The sequence below is a fragment of the Paenibacillus sp. FSL R5-0912 genome, from assembly GCF_000758605.1.
Lineage (GTDB): Bacteria > Bacillota > Bacilli > Paenibacillales > Paenibacillaceae > Paenibacillus_AQ.
The window spans coordinates 7,336,870-7,357,669 of sequence record NZ_CP009282.1; the positions used below are offsets into that span (position 1 = coordinate 7,336,870).

Here is a 20,800-nt window from a genome sequence, read left to right on the forward strand (position 1 = left end):
AAGATATACGTTCAAGCGAGGGGGAAGCTTATGGATTGGGAACTTGTATTTACGATCCGCGATGCACTGAAGAGACCGCTGTTTGCGGAAGCCGAGCTGATTGGAGGAAGAAACGGCCTGAACCGGGCGGTCCGCTGGGTGCATGTGCTGGAGAGCTCAAGCTTCGACAGCCTGATTCACGGAGAAGAGATGATTCTGACCACCGGGATGAGTGCAAGCACTGATTTAGCCGCTTCATTATCTTTTATGCAGAATTTGATCGATAAGAACGCTGCCTGTTTATGCATTGAGCTTGGAGCGTATTTCAGCTCGATCCCGCAGGAAATGATTGATCTGGCGGGCCGTCACGACTTCCCGCTGATCCAGTTTACCCGCACTGTACGTTTTGTAGATATCACGCTCGATCTGCATTCCCTCATCATCAACCGCCATCACCGCATGCTGCAGGAGCTGGAGAGCATCTCCCGCGAATTCCACCGTCTGACGCTGACCTCCCAGGGGACCCTTAAGGTATTGCAGTTACTATGCAAAAGCACCCGCACGCAGATTGTCTATATGCAGATTCAAGGTAAACCCCTCTTCTTCCCGGCCCTGCCGCCCGAGGAGCAACAGCCGCTGCTGAATTTCTTCGAGACCTTCAGCGAAGAAATGGAGGGCGTTCAACCGGATGCCGCACCGCATATCCGTGAGTACGGCCATAAGACCATTGCCCTGAAGCCAGTCGGAGCCTTAGACCAGACCTGGGCCTATATCCTGATGGTCTGCAATCACAAGCCGCAGGAATTCGACTGCCTGCTGCTCGATTCGGCCTCCCTGTCGATCGCCCAGGAGCTGCTGCGCACGCGGTATATGGAGGAACGGAAGCTTTTCTCCGAGAATCTATGGGTGGATGAGCTCGTTAGCGGCCGCGGCCAGGATGATAACCGGATCAAAGGGCTGGTCGGACCCGATTTCAACGTGGTTAACGAGCTGCCGTACCGCGTATGCCTGATCGAGATTGAGAACCCGCGTGACGTCAAATGGAACAGCTCGGAGAATGACTGGGAATCGATCACCTTCCATCTCTCGCTCATTCTGCGCTCGATCTTCGAGAAGTACTCCCTCCGTCCGCTGATTACACTGAAGAATAACCGGCTGACCGTCATCGCCCTGGACATCCAGTCCAAGCTGCCCGGCAAGCTGCGGCTGCAGCAGGCGCTCGACTCCCTGCAGCATATCCGCTCGGACGAGAAGCTGAAGGACCTGCAGCTCGTTACCGGAGTCAGCAAGTCCCACAGAGGTCTGAAGCATGCCCATGCCGGATACCAGGAAGCCGTACAAGCGCTGTCTCTCTATTCTTGTTACCAGAAGTCCATTCTGTTCTATGAAGAACTCGGCGTCTTCCAGCTGCTGCTGAGCCTGAACGACGGCAAGACGCTGGAGAATTTCATCCGCAGCTATCTCGGCCCGCTGATCGACCACGATGAGGCCAAGGGCAGCGAACTGATGCTGACACTGCGCGTCTACCTCGACCATGACGGCTCCAAGCAGATTGCCGCGCGGAATCTGTTCATTGTACGGCAATCCCTCTACTACCGGCTGGACAAAATCACCGAGCTGCTCGGCGAGGACTTCATGCTTCCGGAGAACCGAATCTCCATTCAGGTGGCCCTGCGGGCTTACCAGTTCCTGTACCCGGAGAAGTTCAGTTTGCCCAGCTCCCGTTCAGCACAGCTTTGAAGGTGTCGATAATGAACTGAATATCCTCATCGGTGGAGGATAAAGGAGGAGCGAACGTGAGGACATTATTGAAGCCCGCTACCGTATCCCCGTTCTTGCCGATGATCAGCCCCTTGGATTTGCATTCCGCGATAATACCCTTGACGATGCTGAGGTCAACAGGCTGTTTGGTGGCTTTATCCGCAACCAGCTCGATGCCTATCACCAGCCCGAAGCTGCGGATGTCACCTACCAGCTTGTGATCCTGGAGACTAGCGAATTCATCGGACAGCCTTTTGCCCAGAATGGCGGCGCGCTCCACCAGATTCTCCTGCTCCAGAATCTCCAGGTTACGCAGCGCGAGCGCACAGGCAGCCGGATTGCCGCCGAAGGTATTCACATGACGGAAGTGGCCGTAGTCATCGCTGCTATCCTTGAAGGCCTCATAGATCTCCTTGCGTACCGCCGTGGCCGACAAAGGCAGGTAGGCGCTTGTCAGCCCCTTGGCCATCGTGACAATATCCGGCTTGATTCCGAAGTTGTGGTGGCCGAACTTACGGCCGGACCGTCCGAAGCCGCAGATCACTTCATCGATGATCAGCAGCACACCGTGGGTACGGCAAATCTCCTGCACCCTGTCCAGGTAGACCTGATGCGGCACAATCACGCCGCCGCCGGTAATGACCGGCTCCATAATCACCGCCGCGACCGACTCTACGCCCTCCCAGATGATCATATCCTCAATAGCCTGTGCATTCTGAAGGTTGAACGCTTCCTCGGTCATCCCCTCAGGACGGCGGTAGCTGTCAGGCGGAGCCACATGCAGGAATCCGCCGCTGAGCGGCTCATATTTGTATTTGCGCTGTGCCTGGCCGGTGGCCGACAGGGAGCCCATCGAGCTTCCGTGATATCCGCGGTAACGGGCAATGAATTTATGACGGTAATGCTGGCCAATCTGCTGCTGGTACTGGCGGGCGATTTTGAAGGCAGCTTCATTGGCTTCCGAGCCGCTGTTGGAGAAGAAGATGACATAATCATCCTCCAGCCATTCGTTCAGCTTCTCCGCCAGAGCGATCGCCGGCATATGGCTCTGTGTCAGCGGGAAATACGGCAGCGTCAGCAGCTGATTATAGGCCGCTTCCGCCAGCTCCTTACGCCCGTACCCGACATTCACACACCATAGCCCGGACATCCCGTCCAGAAATTTGTTGCCATCGATATCGGTAACCCATGAACCGCTTGCGGATGCGGCAATCATCGGCGGGTTCTTCTCGCTGTATGGCGTAATATTATGCCATAAATACTGCTGATCCTTCTTGAGCAACTGCTCGCTTTCTTTGCCCAGGCTCTGCACGGCACTCTCTCCTCTCGAAACTCCCATTTGATATTTAAAATAATCAACTAATAACGCGCGGTGACCATTTTCTTGCGGGTGTAGAATTCAACGCCGTCCCGGCCGTTAGCATGCAGATCGCCATAGAACGACTTCTTATAGCCTGAGAACGGGAAGAACGCCATCGGGGCAGGTACGCCCAGATTGACCCCCAGCATCCCGGCATCAATTTCTTCGCGGAACTCACGGATCGCCTTGGCACTATCGGTATAGATGCAGGCTCCATTGGCAAAAGGCGACTCGTTCGTGACGGCTATCGCCTCCGCCAGATCCTTAACCCGCACTACAGACAGCAGGGGCGCGAAGATTTCATCACGCCAGATCGTCATGCCCGTCTGCACATGATCAAAGATCGTCGGGCCGATGAAATAGCCGCCGCCTGTTGCTGCAGCGTCCTTCCGGCCGTCCCGCACCAGTTCAGCCTGCTCGGCAAGCCCGGTCTCGATGTAGGCTATCGTCCGGTCCTTGTTCGACTGCCGGATAACCGGCCCCAGGAACACGCCGTCTTCCTTGCCGTCCCCGATCTTTAGCCCGTCGGCCGCCTCCTTCAGACGGATCACCAGTTCGTCCGCGATTGCCTCATGCACCGCGACCACCGAACAGGCCATACAGCGCTCACCCGCCGAGCCGAAGGCTGCGGAAATGATGTTCTTTACCGCATTGTCGAGATCCGCATCGGGCAGCACAATCGAATGATTCTTGGCCCCGGCCAGCGCCTGGACCCGCTTGCCGTGGGCTGTGCCATGCTTATATACATATTCCGCCACCGGCTGCGAGCCGACGAAGGAAATTGCCTTCACCTCTTCATGCTCCAGCAGGCCGTTCACCACCTCATGTGTACCATGCACGACATTCAGTACGCCCGGCGGAAATCCCGCCTCAGCGAACAGCTCTGTCAGCCGGCCCACAAGGAGCGGCGTCCGCTCGGAGGGCTTCAGCACAAAGGTATTGCCGCAGGCAATGGCCAGCGGGAACATCCAGCAGGGCACCATCATCGGGAAGTTGAACGGGGCAATGCCGCCGATTACCCCAAGCGGGTAGCGGTACATCCCGGATTCCACGCCCGTGGCGATATCCGGCAGCTGGCTGCCCATCATCAGTGTGGGAATACCTGCGGCAAATTCCACACATTCGATGCCGCGCTGCACTTCGCCCAGCGCCTCCTCCAGGCTTTTGCCGTTCTCCAGCGTGATCAGCTCCGCCAGCTCTTTCCAGTGCTGTACCAGCAGCTGCTGGTACTGGAAGAAATAGCGGGCCCGGCGAGGAACAGCTACTCTTTTCCACGATGCATAGGCCACTGAAGCTGCCTGCACAGCAACGTTCAGCTCTGTACGGCTGGAGATCGGCACATAAGCAATCACTTCGCCCGTTGCCGGATTGAATACTTCCTCTTCCTGCCCGGATGAGGATTCCACCCAAGCACCATTCACATAGTTCTTCACTTTACCGGCCTGCCCCACGAGCAGAGACATAGTCTGCACCTCTTTCCATATTCTGGGCTGCTTATTATAATAGATGACCGCCGTGCCCGGGCGGCCATCTATTATAGCTATATAAGCTGAACTTAAGAATGATGCCCTGCTGATTCTTAAACTCACTATATATAGGAAGGAACTTGGTTATTTTGCCGCCATCTCAACAATTTCGTTCGTATAGGCTGCATTCACATCAGATGCTGTCTTGATTACTCCGAATTTGAGCGCAATATCAGCTGTCTGCTGGAATGCCGCTGCATCCGTATACCCCATCTTGGAAGCATCGAAGCCCTCCGGCTGAATCAGCTTGGCAACTTCAGTCATCATGGTCAGCTGATGCTCGCGGGACGTACTACCTTCTTCCGCAAGCTTCATTACACTGTCCACAGCCGCTTCTGGATCGGCTATCGCATCTGCCCAGCCTTTGAGAGAAGCACGGACGAACTTGGCTGCCGTCTCCTTATTGGCTTCCAGCCACTCCTTGTTGGCGAACAGGTTGTCTTCGAGCATCGCCACACCCTCGTCATTCATGTCGATTACACTCAGGTCCTCTGCCTTGATACCTGATTCCAGCACCACCTGATATTCGTTGTAGGTCATGGCCGAAGCTGCATCAATCTCACCGCCGAGGAATTGGTCCATGGTGAAGCCCTGCTTGGTGAAGTTCAGATCTTTATTAGAATCCAGTTTGTATTTATCAAAGAGTGCCAGAATTTCGAACTCGTTACCGCCCATCCAGTTGCCGACCTTCTTGCCCTTCAGGTCAGCCGGTGTAGCGATACCCGCGTCCTTCTTGGATACCAGCACCAGGCCGCTCTTCTGGAAGATCTGGGCGATCTGCACCAGCGGCATTTCCTGCTCCTGGCTGGTCAGCAGACTCGCCACCCAGTCTACGCCGATGTCCGCCGAACCGCCGGCCACCTGCTGCTCCGGCACGATATCCGGACCGCCGGGCAGAATCTCGACATTTAGCCCTTCTTCTGCATAATAGCCTTTGTCCTGAGCTAAGAAGTAACCGGCGAACTGCGCCTGTGGTACCCACTTGAGCTGCAGCTTCACGGTAACCGGATCCGCCGCCGGTTCTGTAGTTGCCGCCGCTTCCGGTGAAGCCGCAGCCGCATTGCCCGCTGTCGCCTCTGCCGCCGGGGCAGTATTGTTATTGCCGCCGCAGCCTGCCAGCAGTGAAATCATCATAATAACCGCCGCCATCATTAACCCGCCACGAAATTTGCTTTTTTTACCGTTCATCTCAGCAACTCCCCCTACCAAATTGAGTTTTGTAATCCGGCCAAACACAGCATGGTTGCCATCGTGGTGCTCTATGCATACGGTCATGCGTTGACAGCTTCTCTATATCCCGTCAGCGCAGAAGCCGGATGTAACAGGTACAGGGTGTTACGGTTGTTGCAGGTGTTACGCACGCTGGGAGGGATGCCACTTGATGAATACCTTCTCCAGCCGTTCAACGGCCAGGTAAAAGATCACTCCGGCAATGGCTGCCAGCACAATGCAGGACCAGCCCAGCGGCATTTTGGCCACCTTAATGGAGTTGGAGAGCAGATAGCCGAGTCCCCGCGAGGAGAAGAAGAACTCCCCGACAATGGCTCCAATCATACTCGCCGTAGCGTTGATCTTCAGCGCCGTGAATACATAGGGCAGGCTGTTCTGAATCCGCAGATAGCGGAATACCGCCGGTTTGTCCGCTGCATAAGAATGCATCAGATCAAGGGCCAGTGGATCAACAGCCGCCATGCCTTTGTAGGCATTAATGGCCATAGCCGCCATCGTGGTCGCAGTAACAATAGCGGCCCGTGAGCCGATGCCGTCACCGAACCACAGGTTCATGATCGGGGCAAGCGCCACGATCGGCACGGCATTCAGCGCAGCTACCATTGTCAGGCTGCCCCCGCCCCAGCGGGGCCAGGCCGTTGCGGCCAGTGCAATGAGGAAGCCGCAGGCTGAACCAATCAGCATGCCAAGGACGGCTTCTGCGAGGGTGTATCCGGTGTAAGAGAGCAGCAGGCTGAAGTTATCCCGCATAGCTTCAGCTATGGCCGAGGGCAGCGGCAGCTGATATTTCTTCAAATCGAAGATTCGGTGAAACACTTGATATTCCCACAACACCAGGAATATCACCCCGGCCAGGAGGGGAAGGATGATTCCGGGACTCAGCCGCCGAAAGGGACGGCGGGGATTCTTAGACTTCCCTGGTTCTGATGAAGTTCCGTTGTTAGATGCAGAATTCGGAGCAGAACCCGCCTCCGCGCCGGCAGAAGTAATGAATGGGATATCGCGCACAGAATTGCTTGCCATCAGCGGCTCCCTCCTTTGGGACGGAATTCCGGCTGCCATGGCGCCACCAGACGTTCGGCCAGGCTCATCAGCCAGTAGCTTGCCATGCCGAGCAGGGCGCCGACCAGTACCGTGGACCAGAACATATACGTATGAGAAGGGCCGTAGTAGAGATTGCGGAGCATAATTACACCGATGCCGTGCTGCGCACCCATCAGCTCAACGAGAATAGCTCCCGTTACAGCCAGCGGTGCAGCAATCTTCAGGCCGCTGAACAGACCCGGCAGCGCTGCGGGGAAACGCAGCTTCCAATAGACCGCCCAAGGCTTAGCGGCATAGGAATGCATCAGCTCCAGTGCGGATAGATCCACACTGCGCAGTCCGCGCAGCATGTTAAGCGCCACTGGGAAAAAGGTGATATACCCGGATATAATAATCCGCGACACCTGCTCGTCGCGTACAATGCCGTAGATAATCGGCGCCAGGCCAAGGATTGGAATCATCTGCGAAGCAATGGCATAAGGGAAGGCAAGCTGTTCTATTGTCTTCGACAGGCTCATCAGCACTGCCAGAATGACCCCGGCCAGCGCTCCGATCAGAAATCCGACACCAGCGTTGCCGAAGGTGGCCCCGCCCTCTTTCAGGAGCGTCCCGCTATACTTCCAGAGGGTTGCGGCCACTTCATGAACATAAGGCAGCTTGGACTGGGCCAGCGGCGTCTTCGCTACGTTCAGCAGCCACCATGAGACAGCCTCCCAGACCACCAGCAAACCAAAGATCCAGACGAACAGCGGCAGCACGCGCTCCCGCATAAACGCACTGTTCTGCTTCATGCCTACACCCCTTCGAAGCTGTCGCGGATGCGGGCGATCAGTTCAAAAAACTCAGGACTGTTTCTCATCTCCGCCGTCCGCGGGCGCGGCAGCGGAATATCAACAATCGCAGACAGTCTTCCCGGATGCGGGGATAGCACGAATACTCTGTCTGACAGGAAGATGGATTCAGGGATGCTATGAGTGACGAATACAATCGTGCTCTGGACCTTGCTCCAGACGGAGAGAAGCTCTTCATTCAGGCGTTCGCGGGTAAATTCGTCCAGCGCAGAGAAGGGTTCATCCATGAGCAGAATTTCCGGCTCCATCGAGAGTGCTCTGGCGATGGCTACGCGCTGCTGCATCCCTCCGCTCAGCTGCCAGGGATATTTATCAGCGAACCCCTGCAATCCCACGAGATCCAGCAGTTCCAGCGCTTTATCCTCGCGGACCGATTTCTTAACGCCCATCAGCTCCAGCGGCAGCGTAATATTATGTTTGACCTTCCGCCAGTCATACAGCACCGGACTCTGAAAGACAATCCCATACTTTTGTGCCAGCCGTGCTTCCTTCGCCGTCTTCCCGGCCACCATGATATTTCCGGCTGTTGGTGTTATAAGATCTGCCATCAGTCTCAGCAGTGTGGTTTTACCGCATCCGGAAGGCCCCAGCAGGGACACGAACTCTCCTTTGGCAATATCAAGACTTACCTGATGCAGCGCAAGCACGTCAGCCGCTTCCGTCTGATACCGCATCTCGACGCTCTCCAGCTGTATTTCAGGAATTTTCGTCGCTACTAATGACATTCCCAGCTCCCCCTTCATCCCTGAATCTATTGTATGTTAAATAACATAACACATATGTTTTGAAAAAACGCCTTTTTTCTTATTCCGTGTTCGATTAACTAACATCTTACACTTTGCTCTGCAGACCCACATTAGACAAATCGTAAAATGGACTCTGAGAAATTCCGTCATTTTGTCCAGGAGCCCGTTTGTATTGTTAATAATCTAGAATTGTGCCGATAAAGTTAGTATGTATTCTCACCCTCTGTTGCCGGATTCCTGCCAACTGTTATCTATGCAGTTGTGTGATATCATTTAACTATATCTACTCTTATAGAGGAGACCTTGAGCCAATGTTCAAAGCCTATTCCTACACATGGAGGCGCTACCCATGGAATCCATGATTTCCAACTATATAGTCATCGTCTCAATCTCAGGTGTGCTGAGCGCATTGCTGGCGCTGTTTGCCTATTATAGGAAGACAGATTTCTCCGGTCTAAAAGCTTTCATTGTAAGCTCAGCTGCTTCGGCGATATATACCTTCGGGTTCGCGCTGGAACTCTCCGGCAGCACCATGCAGGAAATTGCGTTGTGGGTTAAGCTGGAGTACCTCGGTATGCCTTATATCGCCCCCTCCAGTTTGCTGATGATTATGCACTTCGTAGGTCTGGAGCGGCTGATTTCCAAAAAACTGCTGACCGTCCTGTATTCGGTGCCCGTGATCTCTACTATGCTCGTATGGACCAACGAGTCCCATCACCTGTTCTATCAATCCATGCATTTCCGGGAAGGTGCCCCTACGCCGCTAATCGATATCGTTATGGGGCCCTGGTATATCGTGCAAGGCAGTCTGACCTTCGGCTGCATGCTGGCCGGCATGTGCCTTATTCTCTGGCGCTGGAACCGGATGAAGCGGGCTTACCTGCGGCAGATGGTGATCATCTTCATCGGGCAGTTTCTGCCTGCGCTGGGCGCATTCCTCTACCTGATAGATGCGACCCCGTATGGAATGGACCCCGTGCCCGTAATCATGAGTGTAACGTCCACCCTGTATATATGGGCTATTCTCTCCCGGGGTATGCTTACCGCCGCGCCCATTGCCCGCGAGAATCTGTTCGAGAGCATGCGGGACGGCGTGCTGGTCATGGACCTCTCGGACAAGCTTGTCGATTACAACCGGGCCGCAGCCGGGATGCTGCAGGATCTCGATGCCTCCGCAATCGGCAGGCCGCTGGCACAGCTGTTCCTTCCCGCCGGCAAGGAAGCTGTCGATTATGTGATGAATTCCAATCCCGGGGACAGCGAGGAGCAGGAGCTTGTCTGGAATATGGGGGAGGATGTCCGTTATTACCAGATTCGCTCCTCCCCGGTGCAGAAGCATGACGGGCATCTGGCCGGACGGATGATTATGCTGATCGATGTCACTGAACGGACACTGCTCCAGGAGAAGCTCCTGCAGCTGGCCACCATCGACAGTCTTACCGGTATTTATAATAGGACGCATTTCATGGAACTGAGCCGGGGCTTGCTGGAGGAAGCGGCCGAACGCTCCGCCCCCTTTTCGATCATTCTGCTGGATATCGATTTCTTCAAAAGCATCAATGACCGTTACGGACACCAATATGGCGATATGGCATTGCAGCATGTAGTGGGTATATGCAGCCGGCATGTGCGGGAAAAGGATATCTTCGGACGTTATGGAGGCGAGGAATTCGTCTTATGTCTGCCGGATACTCCCTTGAAGCAGGCGGCGGTCATCTCAGAGCAAATCCGCGGGGATATCGAGCGCAGCGCTTTCTACACGCTGTCCGGGTCCATCAATGTAACGGCAAGCTTCGGTGTAGTGGAAGCCTTCCGCAGTAATATATCGCTGGAGGAGCTGCTCTCCGAAGCCGATCATGCGCTCTACACCTCCAAGCGTAACGGCCGCAATGCCGTTCACTTGTCCAGTGGTTCTGCGATCACGCATTTCAAACCCGTATAAATTCATAACAATAACACTACCCTCATGCCCGGAGAGAATCCTCAGCACGGGGGTAGTGTTATTTTTGAGGAAATTCTTTTTGGGTACCAGAGAGGATGGAATGTCGTGGATAAGTTAACAGAAATATTAGAGGCCAAGCAAGTGGAGTTTGAAATCCTCCATCATGAAAGACAGATTCGTACAGCGCTAAGCCTAAAGAGGTTGAGCAGATAACCGGCTCTACCGTTGGCAATGTTTCCATGGTACTTCCCCTGCCCTATATTCTGGACAGAGGGCTTTTCCGTTACCCGTTTATTTACGGAGGCACAGGCGTGCCGGTATCCACACTCAAGCTTAATCCGCATGACTTGGAGAAGCTGAATCAAGTGGTTGCTTTTGGGGATTAGTCTCGGCTTCGGCTGCGGAGTATCACCTTGCGCCCTCCAGGAAATATTCCACGCTCCGCAATAAACCCGATGGCAGCTCCTCCAGCTGAAGATACGCCTTAAGCTCCAGCAGCACCCGTTCACGGTTATCCCCGAAGACATCCACAATCCGGGCAAGGCGTTCCCAAGAGGCTATGTCTGCGCGGAATTCCTGGTCCGTCATCGGCACTCCATGTGACTCCACAAGCACGTGCGCCTTATAGCCGGAGATAAGCCCCAGCAGCTTAAGGAACCCCGTACTGCTGTAGCGGCGCGGCCCGCCGTATACGGAGGGTCCCAGAGCATCTCCCAGGAAGAGAACTTTATCTTCTATAACATGCAGGACGCAGGAATCAGCTGAATGATCACCGCCCACATGGTTTAGCTTACAAGTGACTCCGCCCAGATCTACAGTAATGCTTCCGCTAAATATAAGATCAGGCGGACACACGGTAATTACCCGCGGAGAGCCATATTCCAGGCGGATATGCTCTGCACTCCCCTCACTGATGGTCCCCTCCTGCACCAGGCGCTCCAGCTCTTCATCACTTCCGCTCAGCCCTGCGAGCCGGTTAAGTACCCGCGCCGTTTCTTCATGCGCAATCACAGGGACGTTCCAGGCTGTCATTCCGAAGGTGTGGTCCCAATGCCAGTGCGTCAAGGCCAGCAGATCCGGCTGACGCCAGCCCCCTCTTGCCAGCTCTTCCCGGAACAGCTCCGCATGGGCGGGGGAATTCCCCGCATCCATCAGCAGTGTCCGGCGTGAGCCGGAGACGGCCGCCAGGATCGGGCGGTCCGTGTCATGCTCCGCATGCATGATAAGAATATGCGGACTTAGCTCCTGAAACTTATGTTCCATACACAACTTCCTTTCCATAGCTATACCTTAAAGGGTAGAGTAAGCAGAATAAAAGGCATTCTGCCGGAGTATATCCTCTTCCTCTTTTGGTGATAACAGCACCATTAGCAGTTTTTCATTCACAGTATTCTGTTCCAAATTCTATCTTCATGTTGCCTGAGTTTCAGCTTTTAATCAAATGCCCTTGTTTGCCTTGACGGGTTTTCAGTTTAATAAGAGATAGCCAGTGTTGAAACTGGCGTAGAGCAGGCTGATACAAGGAGGGCGTTCTATGATTAAGATCGGGCTTACCGGCTTCGGAGACCACGAGGAGCTGTACGGCAAAATCAAACCTGCCGACCGGCTTCCTGCATATAGCGCTTATTTCTCCATTGTGGAGATCGACAGTTCTTTCTATGCTGTGCAGCCGGTCAAGAATTATGTGAAGTGGGTTAACCAGACGCCGGAGCAGTTCAAGTTCATTGTGAAGGCTTACCAGGGGATGACCGGACATCTCCGTGATAAAAAAAATTATTACTATACGCCGGAGGAGATGTACCGCGCCTTCCATACCTCCATTGCCCCTGTGCGTTCGGCAGGCAAGCTGGCCATGACGCTGTTCCAGTTCCCTCCCTGGTTCGACTGCACCAAGGACAATGTGGAATTTCTGCGTGAGGCTAAGGAAAGAATGCTGGATGTGCCCTCCGCCATCGAATTCCGCAACGATTCCTGGTACAGTCCTGAGCTGCGCAGCAGAACTTTGCAGTTCCTGGAGCAGGAGGGCTGGATTCATACCATAGCCGATGAGCCGCAGGCTGGTTCAGGCTCGATCCCGATTGTACCGGTCGCTACTACGCCAGACATCACCTATGTACGGCTGCACGGCCGCAATACCGGTGGCTGGAATCAGAGCAGTCATCCCGATTGGCGGAAGCTGCGATATCTGTACCGTTACAGCACCGAGGAACTGGTGGAATGGAAGAACCGTCTGCTTACACTTACGCAGAGCAGCCGTGATATCTACGTAGTCTTTAATAATAATTCCGCCGGTGATGCTACACCCAATGCGCAGGAGCTGCAGTCCCTGCTTGGGATTGACGGCGGTTTGGCCCCGCGCCAGCTGGATTTATTCACCTGAGGTTCGGAGGTCTACATAAATCTCTTCTACTCCTTGCTGAAGCAACAGACCCAAGAATTGTTCCATTCGTTTCACAACCCTTAAGGAGGCTAACCTGGAATGAAGAGAAACCATACCATGATGCAATTTTTTGAATGGCATGTTGCCGCAGACGGAGAACACTGGAAACGCCTTGCCCAAATGGCCCCTGACCTGAAGGCAGCGGGGATTGATTCCGTATGGGTCCCTCCCGTAACCAAGGCGGTCTCTCCAGATGATACCGGTTATGGAGTCTATGATCTATATGATTTGGGGGAATTTGATCAAAAGGGTGCCGTGCGCACGAAATACGGAACCAAGCAGGAACTGGTCGACGCGATTGCCGAATGTCTGAAGAACGGAATCGCGGTTTACGTGGATCTGGTCATGAACCATAAGGCCGGGGCGGATGAGACAGAAGTGTTTGAGGTCATTGAGGTCGATCCTAACGACCGCAATAAGGATATCTCCCAGCCGTTTGAGATCGAAGGCTGGACCAAGTTTGATTTTCCGGGACGCGGGGATGAGTACTCCAGCTTCAAATGGAACCATACCCACTTCAACGGCACCGATTTCGATGCCAAGGCGAGCCGCAACGGCGTATTCCGGATCGATGGGACGAACAAAGGCTGGAATCAGAATGTGGATGACGAATTCGGCAATTACGACTATCTGATGTTCGCCAACATTGATTACAGCAATGAAGACGTGAAGAACGAAATGCTGAACTGGGGCAAATGGCTGGTGGACACCCTGCAGTGCAGCGGCTACCGCCTGGATGCTATTAAGCATATCAACCATGAATTCATCAAAGAATTTGCGGCGGAGATGAAAAAGAAACGCGGCGAAGACTTCTACATTGTCGGCGAATTCTGGAACTCCAACCTGGAGGCCTGCCGCGAATTCCTGAACACTGTTGACTATCAGATCGATCTGTTCGATGTATCGCTGCATTATAAGCTCTACTCGGCTGCGCTTGCGGGCAGGGACTTCGATCTGACACATATCTTTGACGATACGCTGGTCCAGACGCATCCGGCCAATGCCGTCACCTTCGTTGACAACCATGACTCCCAGCCGCATGAGGCGCTGGAATCATGGGTCGGCGACTGGTTCAAGCAGAGCGCCTATGCCCTGATTCTGCTGCGGAGGGACGGATACCCCGTTGTCTTCTACGGCGATTATTACGGTATCGGCGGCCCGGCGCCGGTGGAGGGCAAGAAAAACGCCATCGATCCTCTGCTCTGCGCCCGTTACAATAAGGCCTACGGCGACCAGGATGATTATTTCGACCATCCCAACACCATCGGCTGGGTGCGGCGCGGCGTCCCGGAGATCGAAGGCTCCGGCTGCGCCGTAGTGATCTCGAACGGAGACAACGGAGAGAAGCGGATGCTCGCCGGCGAAGAGCGCGGCGGGGAAGTATGGGAGGATCTGACCGGCAACCGCCAGGAGACTGTCACCATCGGAGAAGACGGCTGGGCGGTATTCCCGGTGAATGGCGGAAGCGTCTCGGTCTGGGCTCTGCCTGATCCGGAGCCGGAGGACGTCTGCGTGAAAGAGTGAGCATTGGAGTCTTGGCGGGCGGTGCACAGCCGGGGCGGGCAATGGACTGGCGAGGACAGGCGGCGGGCGGGCAGACGAGGACAGGCTGGGCGGGCGGGGAGTGACGAGGACAGGCGGTGAAATCAGGGGCACTTTTGCCCTTCATTCCCACTTTTGCCCCGCATCCGGCCAAATCAGGGGCACTTTTGCCCCTCATTTCCTCCTTTTGCCCGCATTCGGTGAAATCAGGGGCACTTTTGCCCCTCATTTCCTCCTTTTGCCCCGCATCCGGCCAAATCAGGGGCACTTTTGCCCCTCATTTCCTCCTTTTGCCCCGCATCCGGCCAAATCAGGGGCACTTTTGCCCCTCATTTCCTCCTTTTGCCCGCATTCGGTGAAATCAGGGGCACTTTTGCTCTTCATTTCCTCCTTTGGTCAACGTCCGGGTGTGATTAGAGGGATTTATCCCTTTGATTTCACCGTGCTGCCGACTCCCGGGGGATTCGGTGAAGTTTCCTGATATAAGAACAAATTTGTCCTTCAAGCGGATTGGCTCCAAGCTCCAAAGAAGCGTAACCAGGACATCTTGCACGTTTTATCGACTACAGACGGACATCATAATTTTCTAAATAATAATAAAAGAGGCGACTCCCTGCCATACGGCAGCGAAATCGCCTCTTTGCTCCGTGCAGCCAGCCATTAGCCAGCCTCATCCAGCCGTTCACCACCTCAGCCAGCCGTTCGCCAGCCTCAGTCAGCTGTTCGCCATCTCAGTCAGCTGTTCGCCATCTCAGCCAGCCGTTCGCCAGCCTCAGCCAGTTGTTCGCCACCTCAGCCAGCCGTTCGCCAGCCTCAGTCAGCTGTTCGCCATCTCAGCCAGCCGTTCGCCACCTCAGCCAGCTATTCGCCACCTCAGCCAGCTATTCGCCACCCTCAGCCAGCCGTTCGCCATCTCAGCCAGCCAATTAGCAGCCTCAACCAGCCACAGCGGCTAACGAATGACGGTTGACTTCTCCCCGTCTGCCCAGACACCGGAATCACTGTTTAAAATACGGTCGATCGGATACACCTTCCACACAGCCGTCACTACGGCAGAGCATAGTACTGCCTTGGTCAAGTCGCCCGGAATGAACGGCCACATGCCTGCAGTTAACGCCTTGGAGAGCGAGTCCATGCCGGTAGAGTGGGCCAGCCACCATACGCCGCCAGGATAGACAAGCAGCGCACCAAATATAAAGTTAGCCGCAAGCAGCTTCACGAAAGTATATTTATCCTGCTTAATACGCTGGGCGAAGAAGCCGATCAGCCAGGCTACGAACGGCCAGGAGAAAATATAACCAGCAGTCGGGCCAACCAGCACCGCGAGTCCGCCGCTTCCGCCCATCACCGGGAAGCCCGCAGCAGCAAGTCCGATCACGATCAGTACGGCGAGGGTGCCGTAGCGTGCTCCCAGAATAGAACCGGCCAGCATGACAGCCAGGGTCTGCATAGTAATAGGTACAGTAGAAAAAGGCAGAGAGATCTTTAAAAAACTCAGAGCAATCATTACTGCGCCGAATAATGCACTGAATATCAGGCCGCGGGTCGTCCATTTCTTCATTGCCGGGAGTACCCCCTTTTTTAGGATCACTATATCATCCCCCTCCGGATACATCAATCCTTAAATCTTTGTTATAATGGGGAGCGATTGTTGACTAGAGCTGTAAGGAAAGCGGGCATGAGGATGATCAGGGCGCATAATTTGACCTTGTCTTTACGGGATGGCCAGCACAGGCGCCCGGTTCTGCAAGGGATTAGTATCCATATTGGACGGGGAGAATGGGTTGCGCTCACAGGAGCCAACGGCTGCGGTAAAACATCGCTGGTCCGCACCTTCAACGGGCTGATCCCCCCGTCAGGAGGCAGTCTGTCCGTCGCCGGGCTGGATCTGCGCTCGCCTCAGAACCGCGCGGACGTGAAGCAGCAGGTCCAGCTTGTATTTCAGAATCCAGAAGCACAGACGGTGGGCTCTACGCCCTTTGAGGACATCGCTTTCGGGCTGGAGAACCGCGGACTGGACCGGAATCTGATGATTACGCGAATCTATGATATTCTGCAGCAGGTAGGACTGGCCCACAAAGCCGATGCAGATGTCGCCAGTCTATCCGGCGGAGAACGCCAGCGCCTGGCTGTCGGCTGCTGCCTTGCCCTGGAAGCCGGCATGATCATCTTCGATGAGGCCACTTCCATGCTGGACCCGGTGGGAAGGCAGGATATTCTAGAGCTGGCCCGGCGGTTGTGGAGGAGCGGCACAACTGTGCTCTGGGTCACGCAGCGGATGGAGGAACTGGCCGAGAGCCCGCGCATTGCCGTTATGGGCGAGGGCCGGCTGCTCTATGACGGCGATCCGCGCACCCTGTTCTACGCCTCCGGCCTGCCGGATGCGCTCGGATGGGCTCCATCGCCCGTGGTCCGCATCGGGAGACTGCTGCAGAGACAGAACTGGCCGCTTCATCTGCTCCCGCTGACCGAGCCGCAGCTGGAGGCGATGCTATGAGGATTCGGGCAGAGCATCTCTCCTTACATTACGACGGCAAGTACGCCGTGCAGGATATCTCCCTAAATATCTCCACAGGCACACTGACCGTGCTCTGCGGAGTTAACGGAAGCGGCAAGTCCACTCTGCTGCGCCTGCTCGCCGGGCTGGAGCAGCCGGCATCCGGCAATATCATTCATGAGGATACGAAGCCTGCGGACCGCAAGGCCGGGGAGGCTGTTGCTATGGTATTCCAGCAGCCGGAGACCCAGCTGTTCGCGGACAGCGTCCATAAGGATATCGAATACGGCCTGACGCAGCGCGGCGTGCCTAAGGTACAGCGGACGGACATCATCCGCAGCGCCCTCGCGCGCACCGGGCTGCCTTATGAGGTGTTCGCCGAACGTTCCCCTTTCCTGCTTAGCGGAGGCGAGAAGCGGCGGGTCTGCATTGCCGGAGCCATAGCCTCCCGGCCCGGGCTTCTCATTCTCGATGAGCCGACCGCAGGACTGGACCCGCTGGCGGCACAGTCGCTGCTGGAAATGGTGCAGGAGCTGCGGCAGAGCGGCCTGACTCTGATCATCGGCACACATGATCTGGACAGCTTTCTGCCGATTGCCGACGGGGTGATCGTGATGAAGCAGGGCGCAGTCCATTATGATGGCCCTGCTGCGGCACTGACAGCAGATCCCGGCCTGCTTAGAGGTGCCGGACTTACGCCTCCGGCTTATGCCTCGATAGGCCGCAGGCTTGTTGAACGCGGCTGGCTTGAAGCATTGCCGGACAATCTGGAGGAGCTGCTCGCCGGACTGGATAAGCAGCCTCTGCCCGTTCCGCAGGATGTCAGCCCCCCGGCGAACATCCCTGCAGCTCCTGTGCCGGACGGCCAGGATAACCGTCAGAGGGATCACGGTGAAGGGACACAGGACCAGAGTGCCCCTCCCCTGCAAATCGTCGCAGAGACGGTGTTATCTGCATCAACATCATTCAAACAAGCCCCTGGCCGGATACGCTGGCAGGGACTGGATCCCCGGGTCAAATGGCTGGGGATGATTACCGGATCACTGACCGTGCTGGGGATGGACACCTTCCTCCCGCTGCTGCTGGCTGCATTCCTGCTGGCCGGACTCACGGTTTCGGCCGGAATTTCCTGGCGGAGAGCCTTCCGTTTCTTCCGCCCGTTCCTCCTCATGTTCCTGTTCCTCTGGCTGCTGTCCGGGCTCAGCTGGAACTCACCCGGCTTCAGCATGGGTCCGCTCAGCTTCAGTTCTGCCGGACTTCAGCGCGGAGGAATCAGCGTGCTGCGGTTTCTGCTGCTGATCGTCCTCGGGTTCCTGTTCACGGAGACCACTACCGGCACTCCGCTGCGCGAAGGGCTGGAATGGGGAATTGCTCCGCTGAGACATCTTGGAATCCGGACCCGCAACTGGTCGCTGGCTGTGTCCGTGACGCTGCAGTTCGTGCCCTGGATTCTCGGCAAGCTGACACAGCTGCAGCTGGCGCTGAGCTCGCGCGGCAGACGGGCCCGCGGACTGGCGCGCTGGTCCCCGCGTCAGATTGCCCTGATCATCGTGCCCCTGCTGATCCTTGTCCTGGGCATGGGCGACGAGCTGGCTACAGCCGTTGAATCACGCGGGTATGATCCCGCCAAGCAGCGGACTCCTGTCTATCAGCTGGCCTGGAACAAGCGCGATACATTGGTTGCGCTATGTATCCTGACGGCAGCGGGCCTGCTGTGGTGGGTTGCCCGGATCAGCTAAGTGTATAGCTGAGCATGTATTCCGTATTCGGACTTCCGGCTTCTATACCTGGATCATTAATGGTCCAGGTGCCTGGGATATCCAGCTCCCGGCAGGCCAGTTCGAAATTGCAGGCGGCAATGCCGATATCAATCCGCTGCATCTGGAACCCGAGCTTATTGCCGCTGTAATTAGGCGTATGCTCCAAGTAGAAATGTAACTGCTGCCGGTCTGGAGACAAGACAAGTCTCCAGGGCTGCTTGTTGGAGGCTGACGGGCCGATCCGGACCATCTCGATGGGGACGGCCAGCTTCCCCGCGGCTTCCGGTGTCAGCCGTTTGCTGAAATCACCGTCACAGAAGAGCTCCTGCCAAGGCTTCTTATTGTCGGCTCTGACCACATACCGCATCGTGGTATCCAGCAGGCGCTGCTTCTCCCGCGCGTAGCCTAGCGGCGTAATGCAGGGAATAATCTCCCCTTCGGCAAGCTCCAGCTCACGCGTAAAGGATTTGCGGTTAAAGGTTCCACCAATCCAGCAGGTTCCAAGACCCAGCCCGGTCGCAAAAAGAATCAGCTTCTGGAAGGTATATCCGAACTCCAGCAGTTCCAGCTTCCCGTTACGCACGGAGCCTACCAGATAAGCCTGCGGATTCACAATGATCCCGTAAGCGCCCAGCTTCATGCCCTTGCCTTCCCCCGCCCCGCCTTTGGCCCAGATCCATTCAATCCCTGATATCCCGCCAAAAGGACCGCGCAAATTCTCTTCCTTATCCAGATACTCCATAATGGAGGCATGGGCTGCTGTATCAATTGGTGTGGTTTCATAAGTCCGCACAGACTTGCGTTTCTCCATAATTTCCATTACTGCATTCCCCATAACAGCCGCCTCCTCAAATTATCCCGCAACCCTGGCTTGCCCTGCCCTGTCCTTACTGGCTGACTTAGCCTCCTTGTTACAGCTTCAAGCCCAAGAAAGAGGGCTCCGCTAAGAACAGGAGCCCTCCCGAAATGATCTATACTCTATAGTTGCCTGTTCTGCAGTCCGGTTGCTGGTAAAATTAGTATCCTCCATTTCAGGAGAATCGTCCAGCTCTTATTCCTTATCCTCCGGACCCGGATGGCGCGAAACCAGTCTCACCAGATCGAGGGTTAAAGGGTACAGGGTAAGCGATGCAGGATAGGCCAGATACCGCGGCTCCCACTGCGGCCCGAATTGCTCCTTATACCGCCGCAGGCCGGAGAATCCGTACCAGTGCCCGCCGCGTTCAAAGACCAGGCGGGCCACCTTCTCCTCGCGCAGCGCTCCGGTATTCCTGCCGGCACCAGGCAGTGGGGCATGACCCAGATGAAAGCTGCGGAACCCCCGCGACTTCGCCCACTCCAGCAGACACAGGAATACGTACTCCATAATCCCGTTTGGGGTATCCTTGCGGTGGCGCATGAGATCAATGGACACGGACTTGTGTCCGTAGCAGCAGATGACCCGTATAACGGTTGTATGTTCACCAGAGTTAGACAGCCGGCAAAGTGCAAATCACTGCAGAGTAGCAATAACCAGAGGAATAGCTTGAGTTTCAGCGGAAAACCGAAGGTTGATTGATCCTGGGATACAAAATAATGGGATACAAAAAATAGACACCCGGACTGCGATCAGTCCGGATGCCTATTTCTTGTTGCACCCTGGCAATTGCGGTCCTCTTCTCAGGCATGCTGGTTAGCCGGGGTTATACCCGAATGTCAAATCTACCTTCGCGATCTGTAGTTGCCGTCGCAATTTCCTGCGCAGATGCCGCCATCAGCTTACTGCTGTCAGCAGGTTTCTCTGGCGGTACAGCTGCACTTCCGGCCGAAGAGGAGCTGCTTGTCCCCTGTGACTTTTGGGCAATTTGCGCTTCGATCTGCTTGATCTGCTGCTCAAGCTGTTTGGTCTTGGTTTCTTTGGTCTTCTCGTCGTCTTTACTTGAACTTACCTTCTCAAGATCAGCTTCCAGCTTTGCCTTTTGCTTCTCTAGCGCGGCTGTGTCCGTTGCACTGGAGGACGAATACGAGGTGGACGTTGATGCGGATACGGATGAAATATTCATGCCTATCCCTCCCTTCACCTCTTCAATATAGCCCTCTCACCCCAGAAGAACGTTAAAATGCGCTGAAAGTTTGCTGAATG

Annotated in this window: 16 protein-coding genes and 2 pseudogenes; 7 read left to right on the forward strand and 11 right to left on the reverse strand. The window is 55.5% G+C overall.

The features are described from left to right. Positions 1–30 precede the first annotated feature (30 nt). Entirely contained in the window at positions 31–1,719 is a 1,689-nt protein-coding gene (locus R50912_RS31145) for a PucR family transcriptional regulator (RefSeq protein WP_042240511.1), read from the forward strand. Here R50912_RS31145 and R50912_RS31150 read toward each other — a convergent pair. The 6 genes from R50912_RS31150 to R50912_RS31175 form a co-directional block, all read right to left on the reverse strand. Next, complete coding sequence (locus R50912_RS31150) at positions 1,685–3,052, reverse strand: aspartate aminotransferase family protein (protein WP_231637743.1); 1,368 nt, start codon at positions 3,050–3,052, stop codon at positions 1,685–1,687. The two genes, R50912_RS31145 and R50912_RS31150, sit on opposite strands and share 35 nt — an antisense overlap. Positions 3,053–3,099: 47 nt before the next feature. After that, positions 3,100–4,563 (reverse strand): CoA-acylating methylmalonate-semialdehyde dehydrogenase, encoded by a 1,464-nt coding sequence (locus R50912_RS31155; protein ID WP_042240515.1) that lies wholly within the window; start codon positions 4,561–4,563, stop codon positions 3,100–3,102. Positions 4,564–4,710: 147 nt separating this feature from the next. Next, entirely contained in the window at positions 4,711–5,814 is a 1,104-nt protein-coding gene (locus R50912_RS31160; RefSeq protein ID WP_042240518.1) for an ABC transporter substrate-binding protein, read from the reverse strand. A gap of 165 nt (positions 5,815–5,979) precedes the next feature. Beyond that, positions 5,980–6,879, reverse strand: coding sequence for an ABC transporter permease (locus R50912_RS31165; protein WP_052416784.1), 900 nt, complete (start codon positions 6,877–6,879; stop codon positions 5,980–5,982). After that, entirely contained in the window at positions 6,879–7,691 is an 813-nt protein-coding gene (locus tag R50912_RS31170; RefSeq protein ID WP_042240520.1) for an ABC transporter permease, read from the reverse strand. Before R50912_RS31170 ends, R50912_RS31165 begins: the two co-directional genes overlap by 1 nt. A 2-nt stretch (positions 7,692–7,693) precedes the next feature. Next, a complete protein-coding gene (locus R50912_RS31175; RefSeq protein WP_042240524.1) occupies positions 7,694–8,476 on the reverse strand; it encodes an ABC transporter ATP-binding protein in 783 nt (260 codons plus the stop codon). 370 nt (positions 8,477–8,846) lie between these two features. Here R50912_RS31175 and R50912_RS31180 point away from each other — a divergent pair, with 370 nt between their 5' ends. Together R50912_RS31180 and R50912_RS36125 are read left to right on the forward strand one after the other, a co-directional pair. Then, positions 8,847–10,439, forward strand: a complete 1,593-nt coding sequence (locus tag R50912_RS31180; protein ID WP_042240527.1) for a histidine kinase N-terminal 7TM domain-containing diguanylate cyclase — start codon at positions 8,847–8,849, stop codon at positions 10,437–10,439. A 197-nt stretch (positions 10,440–10,636) separates the two neighbouring features. Beyond that, positions 10,637–10,825 (forward strand): annotated as a pseudogene (locus tag R50912_RS36125) (hypothetical protein); the annotation flags it as partial. Positions 10,826–10,847: 22 nt separating this feature from the next. On the opposite strand, the gene R50912_RS31190 reads toward R50912_RS36125, so the two are convergent. Then, the gene (locus tag R50912_RS31190; protein ID WP_042240529.1) at positions 10,848–11,702 is read right to left on the reverse strand and encodes an MBL fold metallo-hydrolase; all 855 of its coding nucleotides are present in this window, start codon (positions 11,700–11,702) and stop codon (positions 10,848–10,850) included. A 271-nt stretch (positions 11,703–11,973) separates the two neighbouring features. On the opposite strand from R50912_RS31190, the gene R50912_RS31195 reads away from it, so the two are divergent. Both R50912_RS31195 and R50912_RS31200 read left to right on the forward strand, forming a co-directional pair. Then, positions 11,974–12,819, forward strand: a complete 846-nt coding sequence (locus R50912_RS31195; RefSeq protein ID WP_042240532.1) for a DUF72 domain-containing protein — start codon at positions 11,974–11,976, stop codon at positions 12,817–12,819. Between the two features lie 99 nt (positions 12,820–12,918). Continuing rightward, a complete protein-coding gene (locus R50912_RS31200) occupies positions 12,919–14,403 on the forward strand; it encodes an alpha-amylase (RefSeq protein ID WP_042240536.1) in 1,485 nt (494 codons plus the stop codon). Between the two features lie 970 nt (positions 14,404–15,373). Here the strand turns inward: R50912_RS31200 and R50912_RS31205 are convergent. Further along, entirely contained in the window at positions 15,374–16,012 is a 639-nt protein-coding gene (locus tag R50912_RS31205; RefSeq protein WP_231637745.1) for a biotin transporter BioY, read from the reverse strand. 87 nt (positions 16,013–16,099) lie between these two features. On the opposite strand from R50912_RS31205, the gene R50912_RS31210 reads away from it, so the two are divergent. Both R50912_RS31210 and R50912_RS33735 read left to right on the forward strand, forming a co-directional pair. Then, the gene (locus R50912_RS31210) at positions 16,100–16,918 is read left to right on the forward strand and encodes an energy-coupling factor ABC transporter ATP-binding protein (RefSeq protein ID WP_042240543.1); all 819 of its coding nucleotides are present in this window, start codon (positions 16,100–16,102) and stop codon (positions 16,916–16,918) included. Then, positions 16,915–18,657, forward strand: coding sequence for an ATP-binding cassette domain-containing protein (locus tag R50912_RS33735; protein ID WP_052416785.1), 1,743 nt, complete (start codon positions 16,915–16,917; stop codon positions 18,655–18,657). The genes R50912_RS31210 and R50912_RS33735 overlap by 4 nt, the downstream gene beginning before the upstream one ends. Here R50912_RS33735 and R50912_RS31220 read toward each other — a convergent pair. From R50912_RS31220 to R50912_RS31230, 3 genes and pseudogenes are all read right to left on the reverse strand, one after another. Next, positions 18,650–19,513, reverse strand: a complete 864-nt coding sequence (locus tag R50912_RS31220) for a nitroreductase family protein (RefSeq protein ID WP_042240547.1) — start codon at positions 19,511–19,513, stop codon at positions 18,650–18,652. The genes R50912_RS33735 and R50912_RS31220 overlap by 8 nt on opposite strands. 216 nt (positions 19,514–19,729) lie before the next feature. Then, a pseudogene (locus tag R50912_RS31225) lies at positions 19,730–20,107 on the reverse strand (phosphatidylglycerol lysyltransferase domain-containing protein); the annotation flags it as partial. Positions 20,108–20,360: 253 nt separating this feature from the next. Then, positions 20,361–20,720, reverse strand: coding sequence for a FlxA-like family protein (locus R50912_RS31230; protein WP_042240553.1), 360 nt, complete (start codon positions 20,718–20,720; stop codon positions 20,361–20,363). Positions 20,721–20,800 lie beyond the last annotated feature (80 nt).

Excerpts from the sequence above, each read along its gene's own strand:
- R50912_RS31145 (WP_042240511.1), top strand. The coding sequence starts at position 31 with ATGGATTGGGAACTTGTATTTACGATCCGCGATGCACTGAAGAGACCG.
- R50912_RS31155 (WP_042240515.1), bottom strand. The coding sequence starts at position 4,563 with ATGTCTCTGCTCGTGGGGCAGGCCGGTAAAGTGAAGAACTATGTGAAT.
- R50912_RS31160 (WP_042240518.1), bottom strand. The coding sequence starts at position 5,814 with ATGAACGGTAAAAAAAGCAAATTTCGTGGCGGGTTAATGATGGCGGCG.
- R50912_RS31165 (WP_052416784.1), bottom strand. The coding sequence starts at position 6,879 with ATGGCAAGCAATTCTGTGCGCGATATCCCATTCATTACTTCTGCCGGC.
- R50912_RS31170 (WP_042240520.1), bottom strand. The coding sequence starts at position 7,691 with ATGAAGCAGAACAGTGCGTTTATGCGGGAGCGCGTGCTGCCGCTGTTC.
- R50912_RS31175 (WP_042240524.1), bottom strand. The coding sequence starts at position 8,476 with ATGTCATTAGTAGCGACGAAAATTCCTGAAATACAGCTGGAGAGCGTC.
- R50912_RS31180 (WP_042240527.1), top strand. The coding sequence starts at position 8,847 with ATGGAATCCATGATTTCCAACTATATAGTCATCGTCTCAATCTCAGGT.
- R50912_RS31190 (WP_042240529.1), bottom strand. The coding sequence starts at position 11,702 with ATGGAACATAAGTTTCAGGAGCTAAGTCCGCATATTCTTATCATGCAT.
- R50912_RS31195 (WP_042240532.1), top strand. The coding sequence starts at position 11,974 with ATGATTAAGATCGGGCTTACCGGCTTCGGAGACCACGAGGAGCTGTAC.
- R50912_RS31200 (WP_042240536.1), top strand. The coding sequence starts at position 12,919 with ATGAAGAGAAACCATACCATGATGCAATTTTTTGAATGGCATGTTGCC.
- R50912_RS31210 (WP_042240543.1), top strand. The coding sequence starts at position 16,100 with ATGAGGATGATCAGGGCGCATAATTTGACCTTGTCTTTACGGGATGGC.
- R50912_RS33735 (WP_052416785.1), top strand. The coding sequence starts at position 16,915 with ATGAGGATTCGGGCAGAGCATCTCTCCTTACATTACGACGGCAAGTAC.
- R50912_RS31220 (WP_042240547.1), bottom strand. The coding sequence starts at position 19,513 with ATGGGGAATGCAGTAATGGAAATTATGGAGAAACGCAAGTCTGTGCGG.
- R50912_RS31230 (WP_042240553.1), bottom strand. The coding sequence starts at position 20,720 with ATGAATATTTCATCCGTATCCGCATCAACGTCCACCTCGTATTCGTCC.